Annotated in this window: 17 protein-coding genes, 3 tRNA genes and 1 other RNA gene; 2 read left to right on the forward strand and 19 right to left on the reverse strand. The window is 53.3% G+C overall.

What is annotated here, in order from left to right; genetic code table 11:
- Positions 1 to 273: 273 nt before the first annotated feature.
- The 13 genes from JW885_12970 to dnaX all read right to left on the reverse strand — a co-directional run bounded on the left by JW885_12970 (position 274) and on the right by dnaX (position 10662).
- Positions 274 to 349, reverse strand: a tRNA-Asn gene (locus JW885_12970).
- Between the two features lie 249 nt (positions 350 to 598).
- Entirely contained in the window at positions 599 to 1192 is a 594-nt protein-coding gene (locus JW885_12975) for a gliding-motility protein MglA (protein ID MBN1883078.1), read from the reverse strand.
- A 14-nt stretch (positions 1193 to 1206) separates the two neighbouring features.
- A complete protein-coding gene (locus JW885_12980; GenBank protein MBN1883079.1) occupies positions 1207 to 1695 on the reverse strand; it encodes a roadblock/LC7 domain-containing protein in 489 nt (162 codons plus the stop codon).
- Positions 1696 to 1781: 86 nt separating this feature from the next.
- Positions 1782 to 2501 (reverse strand): (2Fe-2S)-binding protein, encoded by a 720-nt coding sequence (locus JW885_12985; GenBank protein ID MBN1883080.1) that lies wholly within the window; start codon positions 2499 to 2501, stop codon positions 1782 to 1784.
- Between the two features lie 8 nt (positions 2502 to 2509).
- Complete coding sequence (locus JW885_12990; protein ID MBN1883081.1) at positions 2510 to 4360, reverse strand: 4Fe-4S binding protein; 1851 nt, start codon at positions 4358 to 4360, stop codon at positions 2510 to 2512.
- 15 nt (positions 4361 to 4375) lie between these two features.
- Positions 4376 to 4843, reverse strand: a complete 468-nt coding sequence (gene nuoE, locus JW885_12995) for an NADH-quinone oxidoreductase subunit NuoE (GenBank protein MBN1883082.1) — start codon at positions 4841 to 4843, stop codon at positions 4376 to 4378.
- A gap of 19 nt (positions 4844 to 4862) precedes the next feature.
- Entirely contained in the window at positions 4863 to 5837 is a 975-nt protein-coding gene (locus tag JW885_13000) for a pyruvate synthase subunit beta (GenBank protein MBN1883083.1), read from the reverse strand.
- Positions 5837 to 7012 carry a pyruvate ferredoxin oxidoreductase gene (gene porA / locus JW885_13005; GenBank protein ID MBN1883084.1) on the reverse strand — a complete coding sequence of 392 codons (1176 nt, stop codon included), beginning with the start codon at positions 7010 to 7012 and terminating at the stop codon, positions 5837 to 5839. The genes JW885_13000 and porA overlap by 1 nt, the downstream gene beginning before the upstream one ends.
- On the reverse strand, positions 7013 to 7306 hold the full coding sequence (locus tag JW885_13010) for a 4Fe-4S binding protein (protein MBN1883085.1): 294 nt from the start codon (positions 7304 to 7306) through the stop codon (positions 7013 to 7015).
- Positions 7307 to 7310: 4 nt separating this feature from the next.
- The gene (locus JW885_13015) at positions 7311 to 7859 is read right to left on the reverse strand and encodes a 2-oxoacid:acceptor oxidoreductase family protein (GenBank protein ID MBN1883086.1); all 549 of its coding nucleotides are present in this window, start codon (positions 7857 to 7859) and stop codon (positions 7311 to 7313) included.
- Between the two features lie 154 nt (positions 7860 to 8013).
- Positions 8014 to 8613, reverse strand: a complete 600-nt coding sequence (gene recR / locus JW885_13020; GenBank protein MBN1883087.1) for a recombination protein RecR — start codon at positions 8611 to 8613, stop codon at positions 8014 to 8016.
- A 1-nt stretch (position 8614) separates the two neighbouring features.
- On the reverse strand, positions 8615 to 8941 hold the full coding sequence (locus JW885_13025; GenBank protein MBN1883088.1) for a YbaB/EbfC family nucleoid-associated protein: 327 nt from the start codon (positions 8939 to 8941) through the stop codon (positions 8615 to 8617).
- A gap of 20 nt (positions 8942 to 8961) precedes the next feature.
- A complete protein-coding gene (gene dnaX / locus JW885_13030) occupies positions 8962 to 10662 on the reverse strand; it encodes a DNA polymerase III subunit gamma/tau (protein ID MBN1883089.1) in 1701 nt (566 codons plus the stop codon).
- A 487-nt stretch (positions 10663 to 11149) separates the two neighbouring features.
- Here dnaX and JW885_13035 point away from each other — a divergent pair, with 487 nt between their 5' ends.
- On the forward strand, positions 11150 to 11608 hold the full coding sequence (locus JW885_13035) for a hypothetical protein (GenBank protein MBN1883090.1): 459 nt from the start codon (positions 11150 to 11152) through the stop codon (positions 11606 to 11608).
- A gap of 43 nt (positions 11609 to 11651) precedes the next feature.
- Here the strand turns inward: JW885_13035 and ffs are convergent.
- From ffs to tadA, 4 genes are all read right to left on the reverse strand, one after another.
- An RNA gene (ffs, locus tag JW885_13040) (signal recognition particle sRNA small type) lies at positions 11652 to 11750 on the reverse strand.
- A gap of 327 nt (positions 11751 to 12077) precedes the next feature.
- Positions 12078 to 12168, reverse strand: a tRNA-Ser gene (locus JW885_13045).
- A 90-nt stretch (positions 12169 to 12258) separates the two neighbouring features.
- Positions 12259 to 12351 (reverse strand) — tRNA-Ser (locus tag JW885_13050).
- A gap of 5 nt (positions 12352 to 12356) precedes the next feature.
- The gene (gene tadA / locus JW885_13055) at positions 12357 to 12839 is read right to left on the reverse strand and encodes a tRNA adenosine(34) deaminase TadA (protein ID MBN1883091.1); all 483 of its coding nucleotides are present in this window, start codon (positions 12837 to 12839) and stop codon (positions 12357 to 12359) included.
- 363 nt (positions 12840 to 13202) lie between these two features.
- On the opposite strand from tadA, the gene JW885_13060 reads away from it, so the two are divergent.
- Positions 13203 to 13628, forward strand: a complete 426-nt coding sequence (locus tag JW885_13060; GenBank protein ID MBN1883092.1) for a tetratricopeptide repeat protein — start codon at positions 13203 to 13205, stop codon at positions 13626 to 13628.
- Between the two features lie 73 nt (positions 13629 to 13701).
- On the opposite strand, the gene JW885_13065 is transcribed toward JW885_13060, so the two are convergent.
- Positions 13702 to 15918, reverse strand: coding sequence for an SLC26A/SulP transporter family protein (locus JW885_13065; protein ID MBN1883093.1), 2217 nt, complete (start codon positions 15916 to 15918; stop codon positions 13702 to 13704).
- A gap of 525 nt (positions 15919 to 16443) precedes the next feature.
- Positions 16444 to 16842 carry a hypothetical protein gene (locus JW885_13070; protein MBN1883094.1) on the reverse strand — a complete coding sequence of 133 codons (399 nt, stop codon included), beginning with the start codon at positions 16840 to 16842 and terminating at the stop codon, positions 16444 to 16446.
- Positions 16843 to 17306 lie beyond the last annotated feature (464 nt).

The following is a 17306-nucleotide window of genomic DNA, read 5'->3' on the forward strand; positions in this document are numbered from 1 at the left end:
CGAAGCGGGTGCCCGGATGCAACCGGGCTGTTAAACAAGGCGACTCGAAAAACGGAGAACGGGAGAATTCGGAAAGGACATTTTCGGTGAGCGCCCGCAACCCCCAGGGTTGCACCTGAACCCCGGACGGCGGGCTTCGAAACGGAGAATCGGGAAGGATGTGAAGAGTGGCGTAAGTGGGCGTGAGTACGGCAGAAACGACAAGACCCCGAGGGGATGAACCCACGGGGTCTTGCGTTAACTAAGCACCGCTGAAATCAGCGGATTGAATTTTGGCTCCCCGGGCAGGACTCGAACCTGCGACATGGTGGTTAACAGCCACCCGCTCTACCAACTGAGCTACCGAGGATTAGGTAATTATTCTTTATACCATAAAAGCATTTTATTGCAAATAAAAAATGATAAGAGAGATCTATTTTCTCTTACCACTGTTCTCTCGATTTCTTTGCGATGGAGAAGCGCCCGGCATTCTCTTTAAAATATCGATGGCCTCACCATGCCCCTCCCCATCATACCTCACCCGTTTTTTCCATCCTTCTGAAGCCCACCCCTTTTAACCGCCTTTGAATCTCCTTATTCCCCCCCTATGCCCCCTCTTCTATTCGCTGGCTCCTTTTTTGATCTCCACCAACACAAGCCTGGCAACCGCCTTAAGAGTCTCGAAAACACCGGTCCCTTCGGTTGCCACGGATTCAAAATCCGGTACGGTATTGGGATTGAGAAGTTTTTTCATTTCATCCAGGGGCGCCGCGTTCGGCAGGTCCCGCTTGTTGTACTGGACGACATACGGGATTTTATCAAGGTTATAACCCTGTTCCTCCAGATTCACCTTCAGATTTTCGAGGCTTTCCAGGTTTGCTTCCATGCGCTCCACCTGGGAATCCGCCACAAATACGACACCGTCGACACCCTTGAGAATCAGTTTCCGACTGGCGTCATAAAAAACCTGCCCGGGAACGGTATAGAGATGAAATCTGGTGGTGAATCCGCGAATTTCTCCCAGTGAGAGGGGGAGAAAATCGAAGAAAAGCGTTCGTTCCGTCTCCGTGGCCAGAGAAATCATCTTGCCCTTGGAGTCGGGATTCGTTTTCTTGTATATGTATTGAAGATTCGTCGTCTTACCGCAGAGGCCGGGGCCATAGTAGACGATTTTACAGTTTATTTCTCTTGCAGGATAATTGATAAAAGACATGGAACCCGTTCTCTCTATTCGCTAAAGAGCCTATCGATATCTTCGTCAGTGATCTCGGCAAAGGGTGATACGCCCTCTTCAGTTTTAGACTCAACTTTCTTCATGAGATCATCAAAGATTTTTGTGAGATCCTCTCCGGCCTTCTTGGCGCGCAGCCGCACCAGACCCAAAGATGAACGCTCATCAAAAATCACAACCATGATAACCCTGCGTCCAACTATTGAAATATAGATATTATCCCGATATCCCTCGTGAAATATTATGGTAAACTCTTTTTCCCCCAGGAGCTTTGCCATGCTGCCTGTGGCGGCAATATTTCCTGCGGTCAGCGAGGCAAGGGAAGTCGTATCGAGATTCTCCGTTTCCCCGGTACTGGCGATCAACTGCCCGTTCCGATCCACGAGGAAAAGGACTTTTGCGTTTGTCTCGGTGTAGAGCTTCTCAAGAACTTCGTTTATTTGTTTGAACTGGTCATCATAAAGTATCAGCTGCGTGAAGCTCATCTACCATCTCCCCAATAAAACAATAAGCCTCGGTTCATTCTGAGACTATATCAGAACAAAAATTTTTTTTCAACATTTTTTTTACTTCAACGACAACATTCGCACACATCAGCAATCTCATTCGGAAGACCTTTTTCCTCTTTCATGAACTGAACCAGTCGCTCGGTACAGAAGTACTCACCGCATTCTCTGCACTCAACCAACTTCAATTCCACCTTCCAGTTTTTTAAGTATCGTATGCCGTCCCTATCCTCCATGGTGAGATAATCGGTGGGACAGACATAGACACAGGAGCCGCAGCCGATGCATGTTTCCGACGGGTCCATGTAGGGTGTGGTGGGCATACGGCTGATCCCCCGATTTTGGAACCCTATGGCGTTCGCCCCCACAACCTCGGAACATGCCCGTACGCACATACCGCACAGAATACAGTCGTCGCCGATTTTTTTGAATCTCGTATCATTGACACCAAGACGATCGGCAAGTTTTTGTATCTCCCGGTTGCCCGAAGCCCGGGCCATGAGGAGCTCCAGAATGACGTTCCTGGTGGAAACAACGCGCTCGGTATCGGTGTTGATGATCAAACCGTCGTCGGGATAGTAATTGCAGGAAGTGACGACCCGTGTGCGTCCGCGCTGTTCTATCTCCACCAGACACATACGGCACGCGCCATACGGCTCCAGCGCGTCGTTATGGCACAGGGTCGGGATATACACGTGAGCCCGTCTGGCGATATCCAGGATGCTGTCTCCCAATGATGCGGTAATCTCTTTCCCATTCAGTGTAACGGTAATGGTCTGTTCCATACCTACCTCTATGTAATACGAACCGCGTCCGTGGGGCAGACTTCGTAACATGCCCGACAGCGGATACATATCGATTTATCAATTGTATGGGGCTTCTTGTTTTCCCCGGCTATGGCCGATACGGGACACACCTTGGCGCATCGGGTACAGCCGATACAGGCATCCTTGTCGATGGAGAACTCTATCAGGTCCGGACACACGCCTGCGGGACACCGCTTCTCTTTAATGTGGGCCTCGTATTCATCCCGAAAATATTTGATTGTGGAGATCACCGGGTTGGCGGCACTGCCGCCAAGTGCGCAGAGCGATCCCCAGGTCATGGCGCCTCCCAAATCTTCCAAAAGCTCGATGTCGCCGTCCTTTCCCTCACCTGAGGTGATGCGTTCGAGGATGATGAGCATCTGCCGCAGTCCCTCCCGGCAGGGAACGCACTTGCCGCACGACTCATCCACCAGGAAGTTGATGAAATACTTCGCGATATCAACCATGCAGGTTTGGTCGTCCATGACGATCATACCGCCGGAACCCATCATGGAGCCGAGCTTCGTCAGCTCGTCGAAGTCCACCTTCGTATCCAGGTACTTTTCGGGAATACAGCCGCCGGAGGGACCGCCGGTCTGGACCGCCTTGAAGGCACGGTCATTGAGGATACCGCCGCCGATATCATAGATGATCTGGCGCAGCGTGTATCCCATGGGGACCTCCACAAGACCCACATTTTTGACGCTCCCCACCAGGGAGAACACCTTGGTGCCCTTGCTGGTATCGGTTCCCACCGAGGTGAACCAGTCCGCCCCCCTGCCGATAATGAGGGGGACATTCGCCCAGGTCTCCACGTTGTTGAGGTTGGTCGGTAGGTCCCACAATCCCTTCTCGGCTGAGCGGACATACTTGGCCCTGGGCTCGCCCACCTTTCCCATGATGGAGGCCATCAGGGCCGATGATTCGCCGCAGACAAACGCCCCGCCACCGCGAACGATCTCGATATCGAAGGAAAAGTCTGTACCCAGGACGTTCTTCCCAAGAAATCCCATCTCCCGGGCGTCATCCAGGGCCTTTTTCAGGTTCTTCAACGCTAAAGGATATTCCATACGGACGTAAATATACCCGGTATCCGTACCGATGGCGTATGCGCCGATGATCATCCCCTCGATGACGCTGTGGGGGTCGCCCTCCATGATCGAGCGGTCCATGAACGCCCCGGGATCGCCCTCGTCACCGTTGCAGATAATGAACTTGCGTTCGCCTTCAGCATCAATGACCGTGCGCCACTTGCGGCCGGCAGGAAAGCCTCCGCCCCCTCGTCCCCGGAGATCGGCCTTTTCCACCTCTTCGACGACTTCGGACGGCGTCATATCCGACAGCGCCCTCGCAAGGGCGCCGTAGCCGCCCACGGCGATGTACTCATCGATGTTTGTGGGGTCTATTTTTCCGTTGTTCCGGAGCACCCAGCGCAATTGACCCTTGTAAAAAGGGATATTCTCTTCTGAGAGAATCTCCTTTTTCGTGTTCGGATCCTTATAGAGATTTTTTTTGAAGACCCCGCCCTCGACAAGGGTGGATTTCACAATATCCGGTACCTGCTTGGGTCCCACCCTTTCATAGAATACACCCTGGGGAAGAAAAACCACGAGAGGTCCTCGCTCGCAGAAACCGTGGCATCCGGTCATTTTTACATCAACATTCGCCTTCAAATTCTGGGCTTTCAGCTCTTCTTCGAAGACATGGGCGACCTCCATGCTGCCGTTTGAAAGACAGCCGGTGCCACCGCAGACCAGAATTTTTTGTCGATCCGGATCCTGGGATTCCACCAGCGATGTGCGATAGGATTCTAACTTCGCCGCTGATTCAATTCTCATTAATGCGACCTTCTATTATTTATTATTTATATATGCATTGATAACCCTTTCGATCTTTTCCATGGTCATTTTTCCGTGATTGTCTTCATCCACCTGTACCAGCGGCGCCAGTGCACAGGCTCCCAGACAGTTGACCGTCTCCAGGGTGAACATTTTATCTGATGTGGTCTTGCCCGCTTTGACGTTCAGTGAGCGTTCAAAGCCCTCGGCGATGCGTTTACCCCCCTTTATATGGCATGCGGTGCCGAGACACACCTTGATTTCATGCCTGCCCCGGGGCTCCAAGCTGAACGCCTTATAAAACGTTGCGATATGGTATATCTGCGGCTCGGGGATATCCAGGGTTTCTGATAACTGTGCGACCGCCTCCCTGGGAATATAGCGATACTCGGATTGAATGTCTTGGAGCATCTGGATGATCCGGGATTTCTCCGAGCCGAAGGAATTAATGACATTCTCAACAAACGCGGGGTTGTATGACATACAATACGATCCTCTGCGCTTACATTTCGGTGAGTTTTAATAGCTTTTCGTATTCAGCATCCACCCGTTCTTGGATGGACTGAATATCGTCCTCAGTCAGGTGGCGAAATCGCCCCTGGCCCTTGAAATATTCGGTGACGGGGCGTCGTTTTGCATTCTTTTTTTTCATTCTGTAGACGCCGTCTTCCACTTCATACAGGGGAAATATCCCCGTCTGCACCGCCAGCTTCCCGTACTTGATTGAGAGGTGCGAGGGAATGCGCCATCCCGTGGGACACACGGAAAGACAATGGATATATGCAGGTCCCCCGGAATCGACGGCCTTTCTGATCTTCTCCTGGAGATCGAATGGATAGCTCGAACAGGCGGTGGCCACATACGGGATATTATGGGCCGCGGCGATTTTCGGCATATCCTTTTTCCAGGTGCTCTGTCCCTGGGACTTTTTCCCAGAGGGAGAGGTGGTGGTTGTGGCGCCGAATGGGGTGGAACTGGAGCGCTGGATTCCCGTGTTCATGTATGCTTCGTTGTCGAAACAGACATAGATGAAATCCTCGTGCTGTCTCTCAAGGGCGCCGGAAAGGGCCTGCAGCCCGATATCGCTGGTTCCCCCGTCTCCGGCCATGCCTATGGAGATGACGCGTTTATCCGGGATACGCCCCTTCCTCCTGAGCACCTTTAATCCCGCCGCCATCCCTGAGGCGACGGCGGCTGCGTTCTCGAAGGCAACGTGAATCCACGGCACCCGCCATGCAGTCAATGGCAGGGGGGATGAAACGATCTCCATGCAGCCGGTGGCGTTTCCTATAACGATATCGTCACCCAGGGCCTTCAGTACGTGACGGACGGCCAGGGCTTCTGCACACCCCTGGCACGCCCGATGTCCCTGGGCGAAATTCTCCACCTGGTTCATCAGGTTGGGTGCGAAAACCGAGTATGTATCTGTACGTGTATCCGTATGTGTGTCCACGCGAGTGTCTGTGTATGTGTCCATCATTCTCTTAATCCAACCATATAATAATTTTCCCACCGGCCCATTTTTAACGCGTCCATGGCGGTGTGGTATATTCCGGCAATCTGGTCAGGCGGTACATCCCGACCGGAAAGGCCTGCGATGAAATCAAAGATGTTCGGCTTTGCATCAGCATTGTACATGACCGATTTGATTTCGACCGCCAGCGGACCTCCTATGGAACCGAGGGACAGAGTGCGATCTATTACGAGTACATTCTTGAATTTTCTCAGGGTGGAAATCACGTCGTCTACCGGGAAGGGCCGAAACAGACGAATCTTAACCAGACCGACATTAATCCCGTTTTCCCGCATCTCATCTACGGTCTCCATGACAACGCCGGAAAAGCTCCCCATTGTCACGAAGACGGTATCCGCATCGTCGGTACGATATTCCTCCACCGGGGTATATGTGCGTCCGGTCAGTTTTCCCCATTCCTCCCATATTTCGCAGATGACGTTATACGATTCGTGGAGGGCCACTTCATGGGCCTTCTTCGTCTCAGTGAAGAGTTCCGGCATGGCGAAGGCGCCCATGGTTACCGGATTGTCCGGGTGCATGGTATACAGCGGATCATAGGGGGGAAGAAAGCCATCCACCTCCTCCTGGCCGACCGGCACGTACGGCTCGATGACGTGACTCAGGATGAATCCGTCCATGTTGACGATCACCGGCAGCAGCACCCGCCGATCCTCGGCGATACGAAAGGCACAAATCGTCTGATCGTAGTCCTCCTGTCCGTCCTCCACAAATACCATGATCCAGCCGCAGTCACGATTGGCCATGATGTCACTGTGATCATTCCAGATGGTAAGCGGCGCCGAAAGCGTCCGGTTCGCCACAGTCAGCACAATTGGGAGGCGCATGGGCGCCGCAGCGTACAGGACTTCGCTCATAAGCTGCAATCCCTGGGACGCGGTGGCGGTATAGGTCCGCGCACCGACGGCGGAACTGCCACAGCAGGCACTCATGGCGGAATGCTCGCTTTCCACACAGATATATTCCGCATCCAGCTCACCGTCGGCCACCAATTCAGAGAGGTGCTCGACTATGTGAGTCTGGGGCGTAATGGGATATGCGGCGATGACGTCCACCTTGGCCTGTTTCACTGCCTCGCTCACCATAAGGGAAACTTCCATGCCGATTCGATTACTCATTTATGATACTTCCTCCTGCATGGAAATACAACCGCTCGGACACTGCTGGGCACAGATACCGCACCCCTTGCAGTATTCAAGATCGGCCGAGAAGTATCCGTCTTTCTTCTGGTAAATGGCCATGTCCGGACAGAAATTCCAACAGACGGCGCATCGGATGCACTTGCTCTCGTCAAAAACGGGCTGCTGGGATTTCCAATCTCCGGTCTTATAGCTGATTGAGTTGCCAGGCTCGTCTACGACGTTCCCGACAGTCAAATCCCTCCAGGTATATTCTTCCATCGGTTTAGCCAAAACGTCATACCTCCATCTTCGTCTCAGAAATGGCCTTTTTGAAGGCGCTTATGTTCTTTTCGGCGATCCTGCCGAACCGATGTTTAAGCGGCTCCAGCATCGATTCCTCCTTCACCACATTTGATGTGACCACCAGGGATCCGAGCATGGTTGTGTTGGTGATCGGGAGGCCGAGCACCTCCTTGGCAATGGCCGATGCGTCGACAACCGCAAGACGAGACTTATAGCCGTACTGCTTTCGTATCTCAGACACGGTCTTGTTGGTGTTGATGATCACCAATCCATCGCCGTTCATACCGTTCTCAGGATTGATAATCTCAAGCAGACTCGGGTCCAGAACCACCGCGAAGTTCGGCTCGTATATCTTCGATCGAAGACGAATGGGTTTGTCATCAACCCTGGCAAACGCCATGACCGGCGCGCCCCGACGCTCGGGACCGAAATTCGGGAACGCCTGGGCATACCTATCTTCAGATATGGCCGCATAGGCCACCATCTCCGCGGATGTTACCGCTCCTTGACCTCCCCGGCCGTGAAAGATAATCTCAATCACAGGACCTCCTGTCATACCGTAACTGCAAGAAAGAATATTACGGGGAATCATGGAATTATGAAATAGTTTTAAATCCTCCCATTTTTCTTCGATTTTGTCAAGATTATTACGAAAAATATAGTAAACTTTTATTTCTATTTTGTATGGAAACCGCTCACATTTCCCTTCGATTATTCAACGCCGCCTGCAACGTTGCGGGATCGAAGTATTCCAGGTCTCCCCCGGCGGGGATTCCCTGGGCGATGCGGCTGATGGATATCGAAATCCCGGAGAGCGCGTCCTGGATGTAGTGAGCGGTCACCTCGCCCTCTTTGGTTGGATTGGTCGCGATGATGATCTCCTTCACGTTGTGTTCCTTCACCCTGGCAACCAGCTCCTGTATCCGAAGCTCTCCCGGTCCTGTACCGCTCATGGGAGAGATCACCCCGTGAAGAACGTGGTAGAGCCCCCGATACGAACCCGCTTTTTCCAGGGCCCTGAGATCCCGGGGATCCTCAACCACGCACACTACCGATGCATCTCGCTTCGCATCCGTGCAGATACGGCACGGATCGGTGGGGGAAAAATCAAAACAGACGGAACATGAGGTTATTTTTTCTTTGACCTCAATGATGGCCGAGGCGATGGACCTGGCGTCCCGGGCGGACATCCCCACAACGGCATACGCCAAGCGTTGGGCGGATTTCTCCCCGATGCCGGGGAGCCGGGTCAGCTCGCGAGTGAGCCTCCTGATAGGTTCATCATCCCGGGACATGTTATATAGACAGGCCGGGGATCGACAGTCCGCCGGTCACCTTGGCCATCTCATCCTTGACCATATCCTGGGACTTCGCCAGCCCCTCGTTTACGGCCGCCATGATCAAGTCCTGAAGCATCTCCACATCATCGGGATCAACCACACTCGGCTCGATGGAGATGCTCATCAGCTCCTGGCGCCCGTTGATCACCACCGTCACCATGCCGCCGCCGGAGGACGCCTCTACTGTTTTCATGGCCAGCTCTTGTTGGATGCGCATCATCTCCTGCTGCATCCGCTGGGCCTGTTTCATCAAATCCTGTATGCCTCCGCTCCCTTTTGCCATGTCATCCTCCTGGCTGTCTGCTATTTCTTTCCCGGTGTATATCCCTCTACATCGACATCTTCGAACACTTCAAATATATGCCTGGCTGTGTCGCTGTCGATCAGTTTCTGCCTGTTGTCATTAGTACCTTTCGCCGGGGCGCCGGCGGTCGTTTCTCCCCTCCCCTCCTCAGATATCGGCGATTCCCCCGATTCCGACGCGTCCACCGTCTCTATGGTGAAGTCCATCGGCCGCCTGAAATATCTGCTCAACTCATCCCGAAGCTTCTCTGCACGCTCAGGTTCATCGAGATCAATAAAACTGCTCTTTCGGGGCATTCGCACCACCAGCCGATCCCCCTCAAGAAGAACCGTCCCCTGCTGGGTAATCATGGAGTGCATCCTGGGGTCCTTGTTTTCCAGAAAAGAGAGGAACCCCGCCGCATCCCCGGGCTGATCCGATCGTGGTCGCGGCTTATCCTCGGGATACTGCTCCGGCCGGGCGGTGGGAGCTTCCTGGGGACTCGGCCGGGGGTCACTCAGGTCTTTTTTTTTCCGTTCCCCTCCGGGTCCTGGACCCCCGCCCGTGATTGAGGCATCGGCCCCTTTGATGTCCATCGATTGCATCTCTGAGATGATATCCGTGATGGAGCGGATATCTCCGGCACGGGTTATCTTGATCAATGAGAGCTCCAGTGCGATCAGGGGATCCGTGCTCTGGGTGATGCTCTGCTCGGCGTTGAAGAGTATATCAAACATGACGGTCAGGATTTCCGCGTCCACCCGGCGCCCCATTTCGAGAATTTCGCTTTTCTCTTCGTCGGTAAAGGATCCCATCGGGGGATTTTCGACAACACGCCCGAGCAGTATATGACGAAACACCTCCACCAGCTCCCGATAGTAATGAACAATATCATAGCCCTGGCCGTACACGTCCGCCAGTATATCCAGGGCGGCGGTGGTGTCCCTCCGGGTCAGGGCGTCGGCCATCCGGTAGATGAGGGCGCGGTCGGACAGCCCCAGGACCTCCCGGGCGTCCTGTTCTGTGACGTTCGTTCCGGCAAATCCGATGATTTGATCGAGAAGGCTCTGGGCGTCCCGCATGCTCCCCTGGGCCTCCCGGGCGATGATCAAGAGCGCCGCAGGTGTGACGGCGATACCCTCGGCTTCGGAGATGTTCTGAAGATGCCGGACGATCTCGGAGACGGCGATTCGCTTGTAATCAAAGCGCTGAGTTCTGGAGAGCACCGTCATCGGTATCTTGTGCGGCTCCGTAGTGGCGAATATAAAAATAACGTGTCCCGGCGGCTCTTCCAGTATCTTCAACAGCGCATTAAAGGCGTTGGTGGAGAGCATATGAACTTCGTCGATGATATATATATTATAGCGGCCGGCCTGGGGCAGGTAGCGCACCCGCTCCCGGAGGTCGCGGATGTCGTCGACGCCGGTGTTTGAGGCGCCGTCGATCTCGTACACATCGGTGACGCTCCCCTCGGTAATGCCGACACACTGAGGGCAGCGGTTGCAGGGGGTCGGTGTGGGCCCCTCGACGCAGTTGAGCGCCTTGGCGAGAATCCGCGCCACCGTCGTCTTGCCGACACCCCGGGGACCGGTGAACAGATACGCATGGGCGATCCGTCCCGAGGTGATGGCATTGGACAGAGTCCTGGTGACGTGGTTCTGCCCGATCACGTCCTCAAAGGACTGGGGGCGGTATTTTCTTGCGATTACAAGATACGACACGACGTCTCACACATGCCCCGGATGAAATGATCCGGATGACGTTTTCTGGTTGTACACGATTTTCGGCGATCTGAAGAAGATGCTTCATCAAGACCGGTCGGACGGCACACCAACGCCGACCGTCCGGGCGTTTTGGAATTTCCGATTATAACGTGGATTATCGGAAAAGACAACCGGATTTTACCCCTACCGGAATGGTTTCAGATATCGCATCCCCGGTATACAGTGGAAGTGGAGATCATCACACCATCCCCGTCATGTACACAATCACGCATATCCGGTGAGACGGCACCCCAAGGTGTTATGTTGTGTATTTGTCTTGACAAAAACAAGAGCGAAACAGTACAACATGAGGAGCGACGGCTCTCTCACATCCCGCTCGATCTTTTCTCGACCGGCCTTCTCGATACCGGACAATCCCGTCGACCGGAATTCCTCGGTGCTCTCACTTACGGGTGGGCAATACATAATCTTATGGAGAAGAACGATGGAAGAAAACGGTAACAAAATCACGCTTACCAAAAATCACAAGCGGGTTATCTTTGGATGCCTGTCGTGCCTGGTCATTATCGGAGTGCTGTACGGTCTTCTCTGGATGGTCGTGATCATGACCGGAAAGAAGATGTTCAACATATTCGACAAAGTCGTCGAGTCGACGGAAACCCGATGCGATGTCTTTGAGAATTCCGCATCCGGGTACCTGGACGATCAGGGCGGATTTTGTTCCTGGCAGATAACGACAAAATCCCCGAATACCGAGGTGTTGTTCGTGTGCGATACCCCCTCCGCCGATTTTCGGATTCAGCTTTTGGCATCGGACGGCGAAACGGTATTGACGGAATACATCCTGCCCGAGAGGCTCACCATATCCCTCCCGGAAGCCGGTACATATTGGCTGATAATCTATTCCACTGGGGAAAGCGGGGCGTGGAGCGCCACCTGGTAAATCCGACCGGGCCGTCTCACCCCCATACGAAACGGGCATCCAGGATAGCCAGGTTGATCCGCGGCACATAGAGCGGCTCCCTACCGCTGCTTCCTTCCGGACCTGACGGGGTTTAGGAACATCTATTGCGCGGGACCCAGCTATCCTGGATGCCCCTTCATATTGCATTGAAATTCGATGCTTTTTCCCGAGCCCGAAGCCGATTAAAACATCGGTCGAATGCTCGGCGTCAATAAACACCGTATGAATATTATTATTACTTCAAATGGTGTGTCCTGTCAACCCTTCCATGAAAAAGTCGACGTCCCTCCCCCACATTCCGTCCGCCTTGTCTCAAAGCGAAATCGAACGGGCACACCTCTAATGAAACTGAAAAAATATCGGCTCGAACGGTATAATAAAAAATCCATTTTTTAAGCCTTAAAAAAAACGGCCCACTCTCTAAGGGCGGGCCATTCCTTTTTTTCACTGGCGGAGAGGGTGGGATTCGAACCCACGGTACGCTATGAACGTACACACGATTTCCAATCGTGCACCTTCGGCCTCTCGGTCACCTCTCCGCTCTGATTGCCGTTTGTTCTTCTTCTCTCTTTCCCGATACCACCCTCGCCTCGTAATAATTCAGCATATGTACTGATATAGATGAATCCTGGCGGAGAGGGTGGGATTCGAACCCACGTGGGAGTGTTACCCCCCAAACCGATTTCGAGTCGGCCCCGTTATGACCACTTCGGTACCTCTCCCGTATCTATCTTTTCTCGATGAAAAAACGCGTAATCATCTCTCTCGCCTCGTCCTCACCGATGCCGGCCGTCACCTCAACCCGGTGATTGAGCCTCATATCCCCGAGCAGCTTGAAGAGGGAATCAACCGCCCCCGCCTTTGGGTCGGGGGCTCCGTAGAACAGCCGCCGTATTCGCGAATGGAGTATCGCTCCCGCGCACATGACGCAGGGTTCCATGGTGACGTACAAATCGGCGCCCTCCAGGCGATAATTCCCGATTCGCTCGGCGGCATCCCTCAGTGCAAGTATCTCCGCGTGGGCCGTGGGGTCAGAACGGGCGATCATCTCGTTCTTCCCGCGACCGATAATTCGGTCGTCCCGGACGACCACCGCCCCCACCGGCACCTCATTGGATTTATACGCATCCCGCGCCAAATCCAACGCACAACCCATAAAAACCTCCGGGCTATGCGGCCCGGTATGAACGGACGGCTCTCTCAAACCCATAGCGGATCGATACATCGAGCGTATATCGGAATACGATTACACCCGATTATGAAAAAAATATTGTAGCACCTTTTTTCAAACATGCAAGCAGAAAAGTAAATATATGATCTCAATCATATTCCAAACATCACGGCTCACAGATGAATCTTATCTCAATGCTCAATTTTTCAACTTCGCTTCCTCTATTTAAAAGATACATCATCAACCGTCTTGACGACTGCGGGCATCCCCCGAATTTAATGAGCTAACCACGACGAAATTTGTTTGCTTTTTTTGCTCTACATGATATCATTCTACCATCCTCTGGCATTTCGTCAGCGGATATTTCCACGTTTGGAGAATGGTTTTTGATAGGAGAAAAAGATGAAGCGAGTTGTTCTCTCTTTCGTTCTGTGTCTGTTCATTGCAGTACCCCTTTTCATCATGGGATGCGGCGGCGAAGAACCGGCACCGGCCGATGAGGCGGTTACCGAGGAAACCGCACCAGCTGCTGAAGAGCCCGCCCCCGTGGAAGTCGAGGAAGCCCCTGCGCCCGAGACAGCCATCGATTGGCAGAGATTGGGTGTAAATCTTTCTCTTGAGGGGAAAACAGACGAGGCCCTGGAGGCGTTTAACAAGTCAATCGAGCTTGACCCAGAGCTGGGATACGCCTACTACGGCCGCGCCGAGGTTTACAAAAAGCTGGGTATGAATGACGAGGCCCTCGCCGATTATGATACGGCCTGCGGGCTGGAAATCGACGCCGCATGCAGCGCCGCGGAATCCCTCAGAGCGCAGATTGGAGGGTAATGCCCTCCCGATTGATTACATCAGTCGACACAGGCCGCGGGGACGAAACATCCCCGCGGCTTTTTTTCGCGTTTTACTTCATCAGCGTCTCCACCATCCGGTTCGTCTGCGCCAACCGTGTGGATAGCAGAGTGATGATAAATCGATGCAGGGCCGCGGCCAGATCCGGACTTTTCCGCTCCATGCGACCGAGCGATTCCCGCGTCAGTCGATACAGGACGCTTGTTTCATTCGCCGTCACCGACGCCGACCGATAGGCATCGCCCGAAAGCCCCAGATACATCCCCATCTCCCCCACCACGTTGCCGGACTTGACCGTCCTCAGGCGCACCGATCGTCCCTCCTCAGTCTCCAACGTCACCGTCAGGCTCCCGGACTCGATGAAATAGAGCTCATCGGCGACGGCGCCTTGAGTGATGACCATATCGTTCGCTCGGCACGTCACCCGCTCAAGATAGCCCAGAAACACGCCGATATCCATTTCATCGATATCCAGGCGGGAGAGGAATACATCGATATCGGAGACTTCCGTACCGTCATCGCCAAGGCACATGGCGATGATTTCGTTCTCGCACCACTCAAGGGCATAGTCGAACTCCGAAAATACCCTGACGACATCCCCCGTTTCATCCACGACACCGCCGATGGCCAGCTGATCCCGCATCCAGTCCGTGAGGTTGGTGAAAACGAGCATGAAGCCGCTCTTCTCTGCGAGCTGTTTCATCTTCATGATACTGTTGACGGCCGACGCGTCAAACCCGCTGACATGGCGAAAATCGAGGATGACAAACCTCGGCGTCTCTTGTGATTGATCGTCGACCCGCGCGCTTACCTGATTCAAGAGCGAATCGGCGGTTCCGAAAAATATAAAGCCCTGGAGCTTTAGTATAAAGAGCATCCATACATTCTCATCGAGGCATCGCTGGTGAATCGTGGAGCGATCCACCGGGCTGCGGCACGAATCGCCGTCGAGCTTGTGCTTGGCGACCTCCACCTTGCTGTAATTGACCACAAACAGAAGCGCCGCCACAACCAAACCCGCGAACACACCCTTGAGAAATCCAAAATGCGCGATCGCCACCAGGATCAGAATGACAAGGAGGTAGTCGGTCTTCGAAAGGCGAAACCACGCGTCATACACCCATTCGGTGAGAAACAAAAGCCCCAGGTACATCAGGAGGCCGCCGAGTATCGGCAGGGGAAAATATGAGAGCACCGACGCCCCAAACAGCATCATCACGACGCACATCAGGGCCGCCGTTATTCCCAGGATGCGGGTCGGCGGTCCCAGGCGGCTGCCCAGGGTGGAGAGGCTCAGCGTCTGATATCCGACCACACCCCCGCCGAGGCCCGCAACCACATTGGCGAGACCCGCGGCGGTCAGCTCCCGGTTCAGGTCGACGTCCTTTTTCAGGATCAGCTCGAGCCCCGTTGTATTGAAGAGGAGGGATATCACACTGACCAAAAGAACCGCCACGATGCTCCCCGCCTGAGAAAGCACCACCTGCCAGTGTACATCCCTGAAGAACGAGGCCGTCGGAAGCTTCCACAGTCCCTCTCCGGGCATTGATCCCAACAGGAGTCTCAGGGACCTCGCCTCCTCTATGGACGTGCCGGTCAGCGCCAGGGCCGCATAAAAGACCGCAACGCCTCCCACGATCAGTCCCGGAACCAGGAGCGAGTGATCGATTCTGCGAAGGGAAATGAGAACCACAAAGGCGAAAATCGTCCCCGGCAGCCACATCAGGAGGATATCGGGTCGAAACAGCCCCGGTACGATCGCAAAGGTCAGGGATTCACCCAGCATCACCCCCATGGCGCCGCTGGCCAAAAGCCATCCGGTCCCCGCCAGAAAGCCGCCCACCACCGGAAACGGGATATACCTGACGAGACGCCCCAGCCTGAATCGACCCATCGCCATGAAGGCGACGCCCGATACCAGCGATGTCATGATAATCACCGCGACGAGCGTATGAAACGCCGATTCCGGATCGTGAGGGATCGCGGCCACAACAGCGACACCCACGACGGAAAATATGGCGGCGGGGACGTCCTGGGATATGGCGATTATTCCGGGTCGGGAGGATATCAATGCGATGACGAGGCACACGGCGCACGTCCCGAACAGCACATATCCGATTCCCTGAGCTAGATATGGGGAAAGGTCTCCGGAAAATATCAGGGCGGCGAATGATATCTCGAGAAATACGAGTGTGAAGCCGATGATGATCCCGCCGACGATGCCGGTCAGGATTCGCTGGAATGTCAACGCATTGCTGGAATGTATCATGATATGAGTCCAAATGAAGGATTTATTAAAACCGCATCGAATCCGCAATGATGAGTATGATGCTTTTTTATATCACGGCGGCACGCAGGAATGAAGATTTTTCTGCGATGTCGCCGCTCTTTTCACCCCACAAACGGAGATATCCGCGGAATGTAGTTGCTGCACGTGTGATTCCCTGTATGAGAAAACTATCCACAAAAGAGAAGATACGAAGAAGGCACCATGAATTGTCTTGATACATACCGTCGGTTTTCCCGTATGAGAAAAAGCCCAAAGCATACACTCCGGGCAATGAATTTTTTATAAGAACATATTTCGAGAAGTGACGGCATCAAGAAAGATCGGACACCGCTTTCGGATCATCACACCCTAACACTATGGGATGGAGACGACGCTCCCGTCCGTGCCGAAGAACCTATTTGCAATACGCTCTTCAAATCGGGCATATCACGCAAAGGACGGGGTATCACGAAAAAGGCCGAATTGATGGTCAATGCCGCACGCCGAAATCAAGGTGAAAACCAATTATCTCTCGTCAAGCCACTCTTCCGCTTTAGTCATATTATCAAAGTATCTGGTTTCCATCTTCTCCTGTTCCATTTCACCTTTGTGTTTTTCGAGAATTATTTTAAGGATTGAAGTGGTGACGATAATGGCCGCCCTCTTCTGACCCATTTCCCGCATCAGTGTGGTTCCCTCGAGAATAAGACCCGAAATCTCCTGAGTCGGTGCGGCGAAGTGGGTCCCATCGGAAATAATATCAAAACCCGGCCGCAGCTTCTTTGCACATGCTTTCAAATCATCGATGTAATCGGGAACATCCGAAATCTTGTTCCAGGTCCCTTTCGGATAGAAATAGATACGATTTTTTGCCAGATCCACCTCAATATCATAGTTGTCCCTGTGTGCCATCCGCTGTAACATATCATACCTCCCATAATAAAATGTTGTTGCCGATGCCGCAGATATGCCCTGTTTTCACCGTTCGTCGCGTAATTGTGCCGCAAATAGGAAACATAAGCCTGAGAAAGATATTTGTCGTACTGTGTGTGAAGTGGATTATCTCAGGGGAGTATGAAATTTCAATACGTACGGGATGAAATCATTTTCGACAATACGTCCAAACGGGTCGTGTCTTCACTCCGGAAACAGGATATAGTATACAACCGCTCTCACCCTCAAAAAGTTTCAGAGGGTATCTCGTACCACAGCGATTTCTCCCATGTGCCGACAAATACAACCTACAAAAAAACGAATGGGTTGCCCGGAATCGTCATCTTCCTATCAATTTTATATATACATATTCTATGTGAGTTCTTGATTATTGTCAATATGCACTGCAAATATGCCGCGCCCCGGCCGTCTCAGACCGGGGCGCGGATTGCACG

The organism is Candidatus Zymogenaceae bacterium, assembly GCA_016931225.1.
Taxonomy (GTDB): Bacteria; Desulfobacterota; Zymogenia; order Zymogenales; family Zymogenaceae; genus JAFGFE01.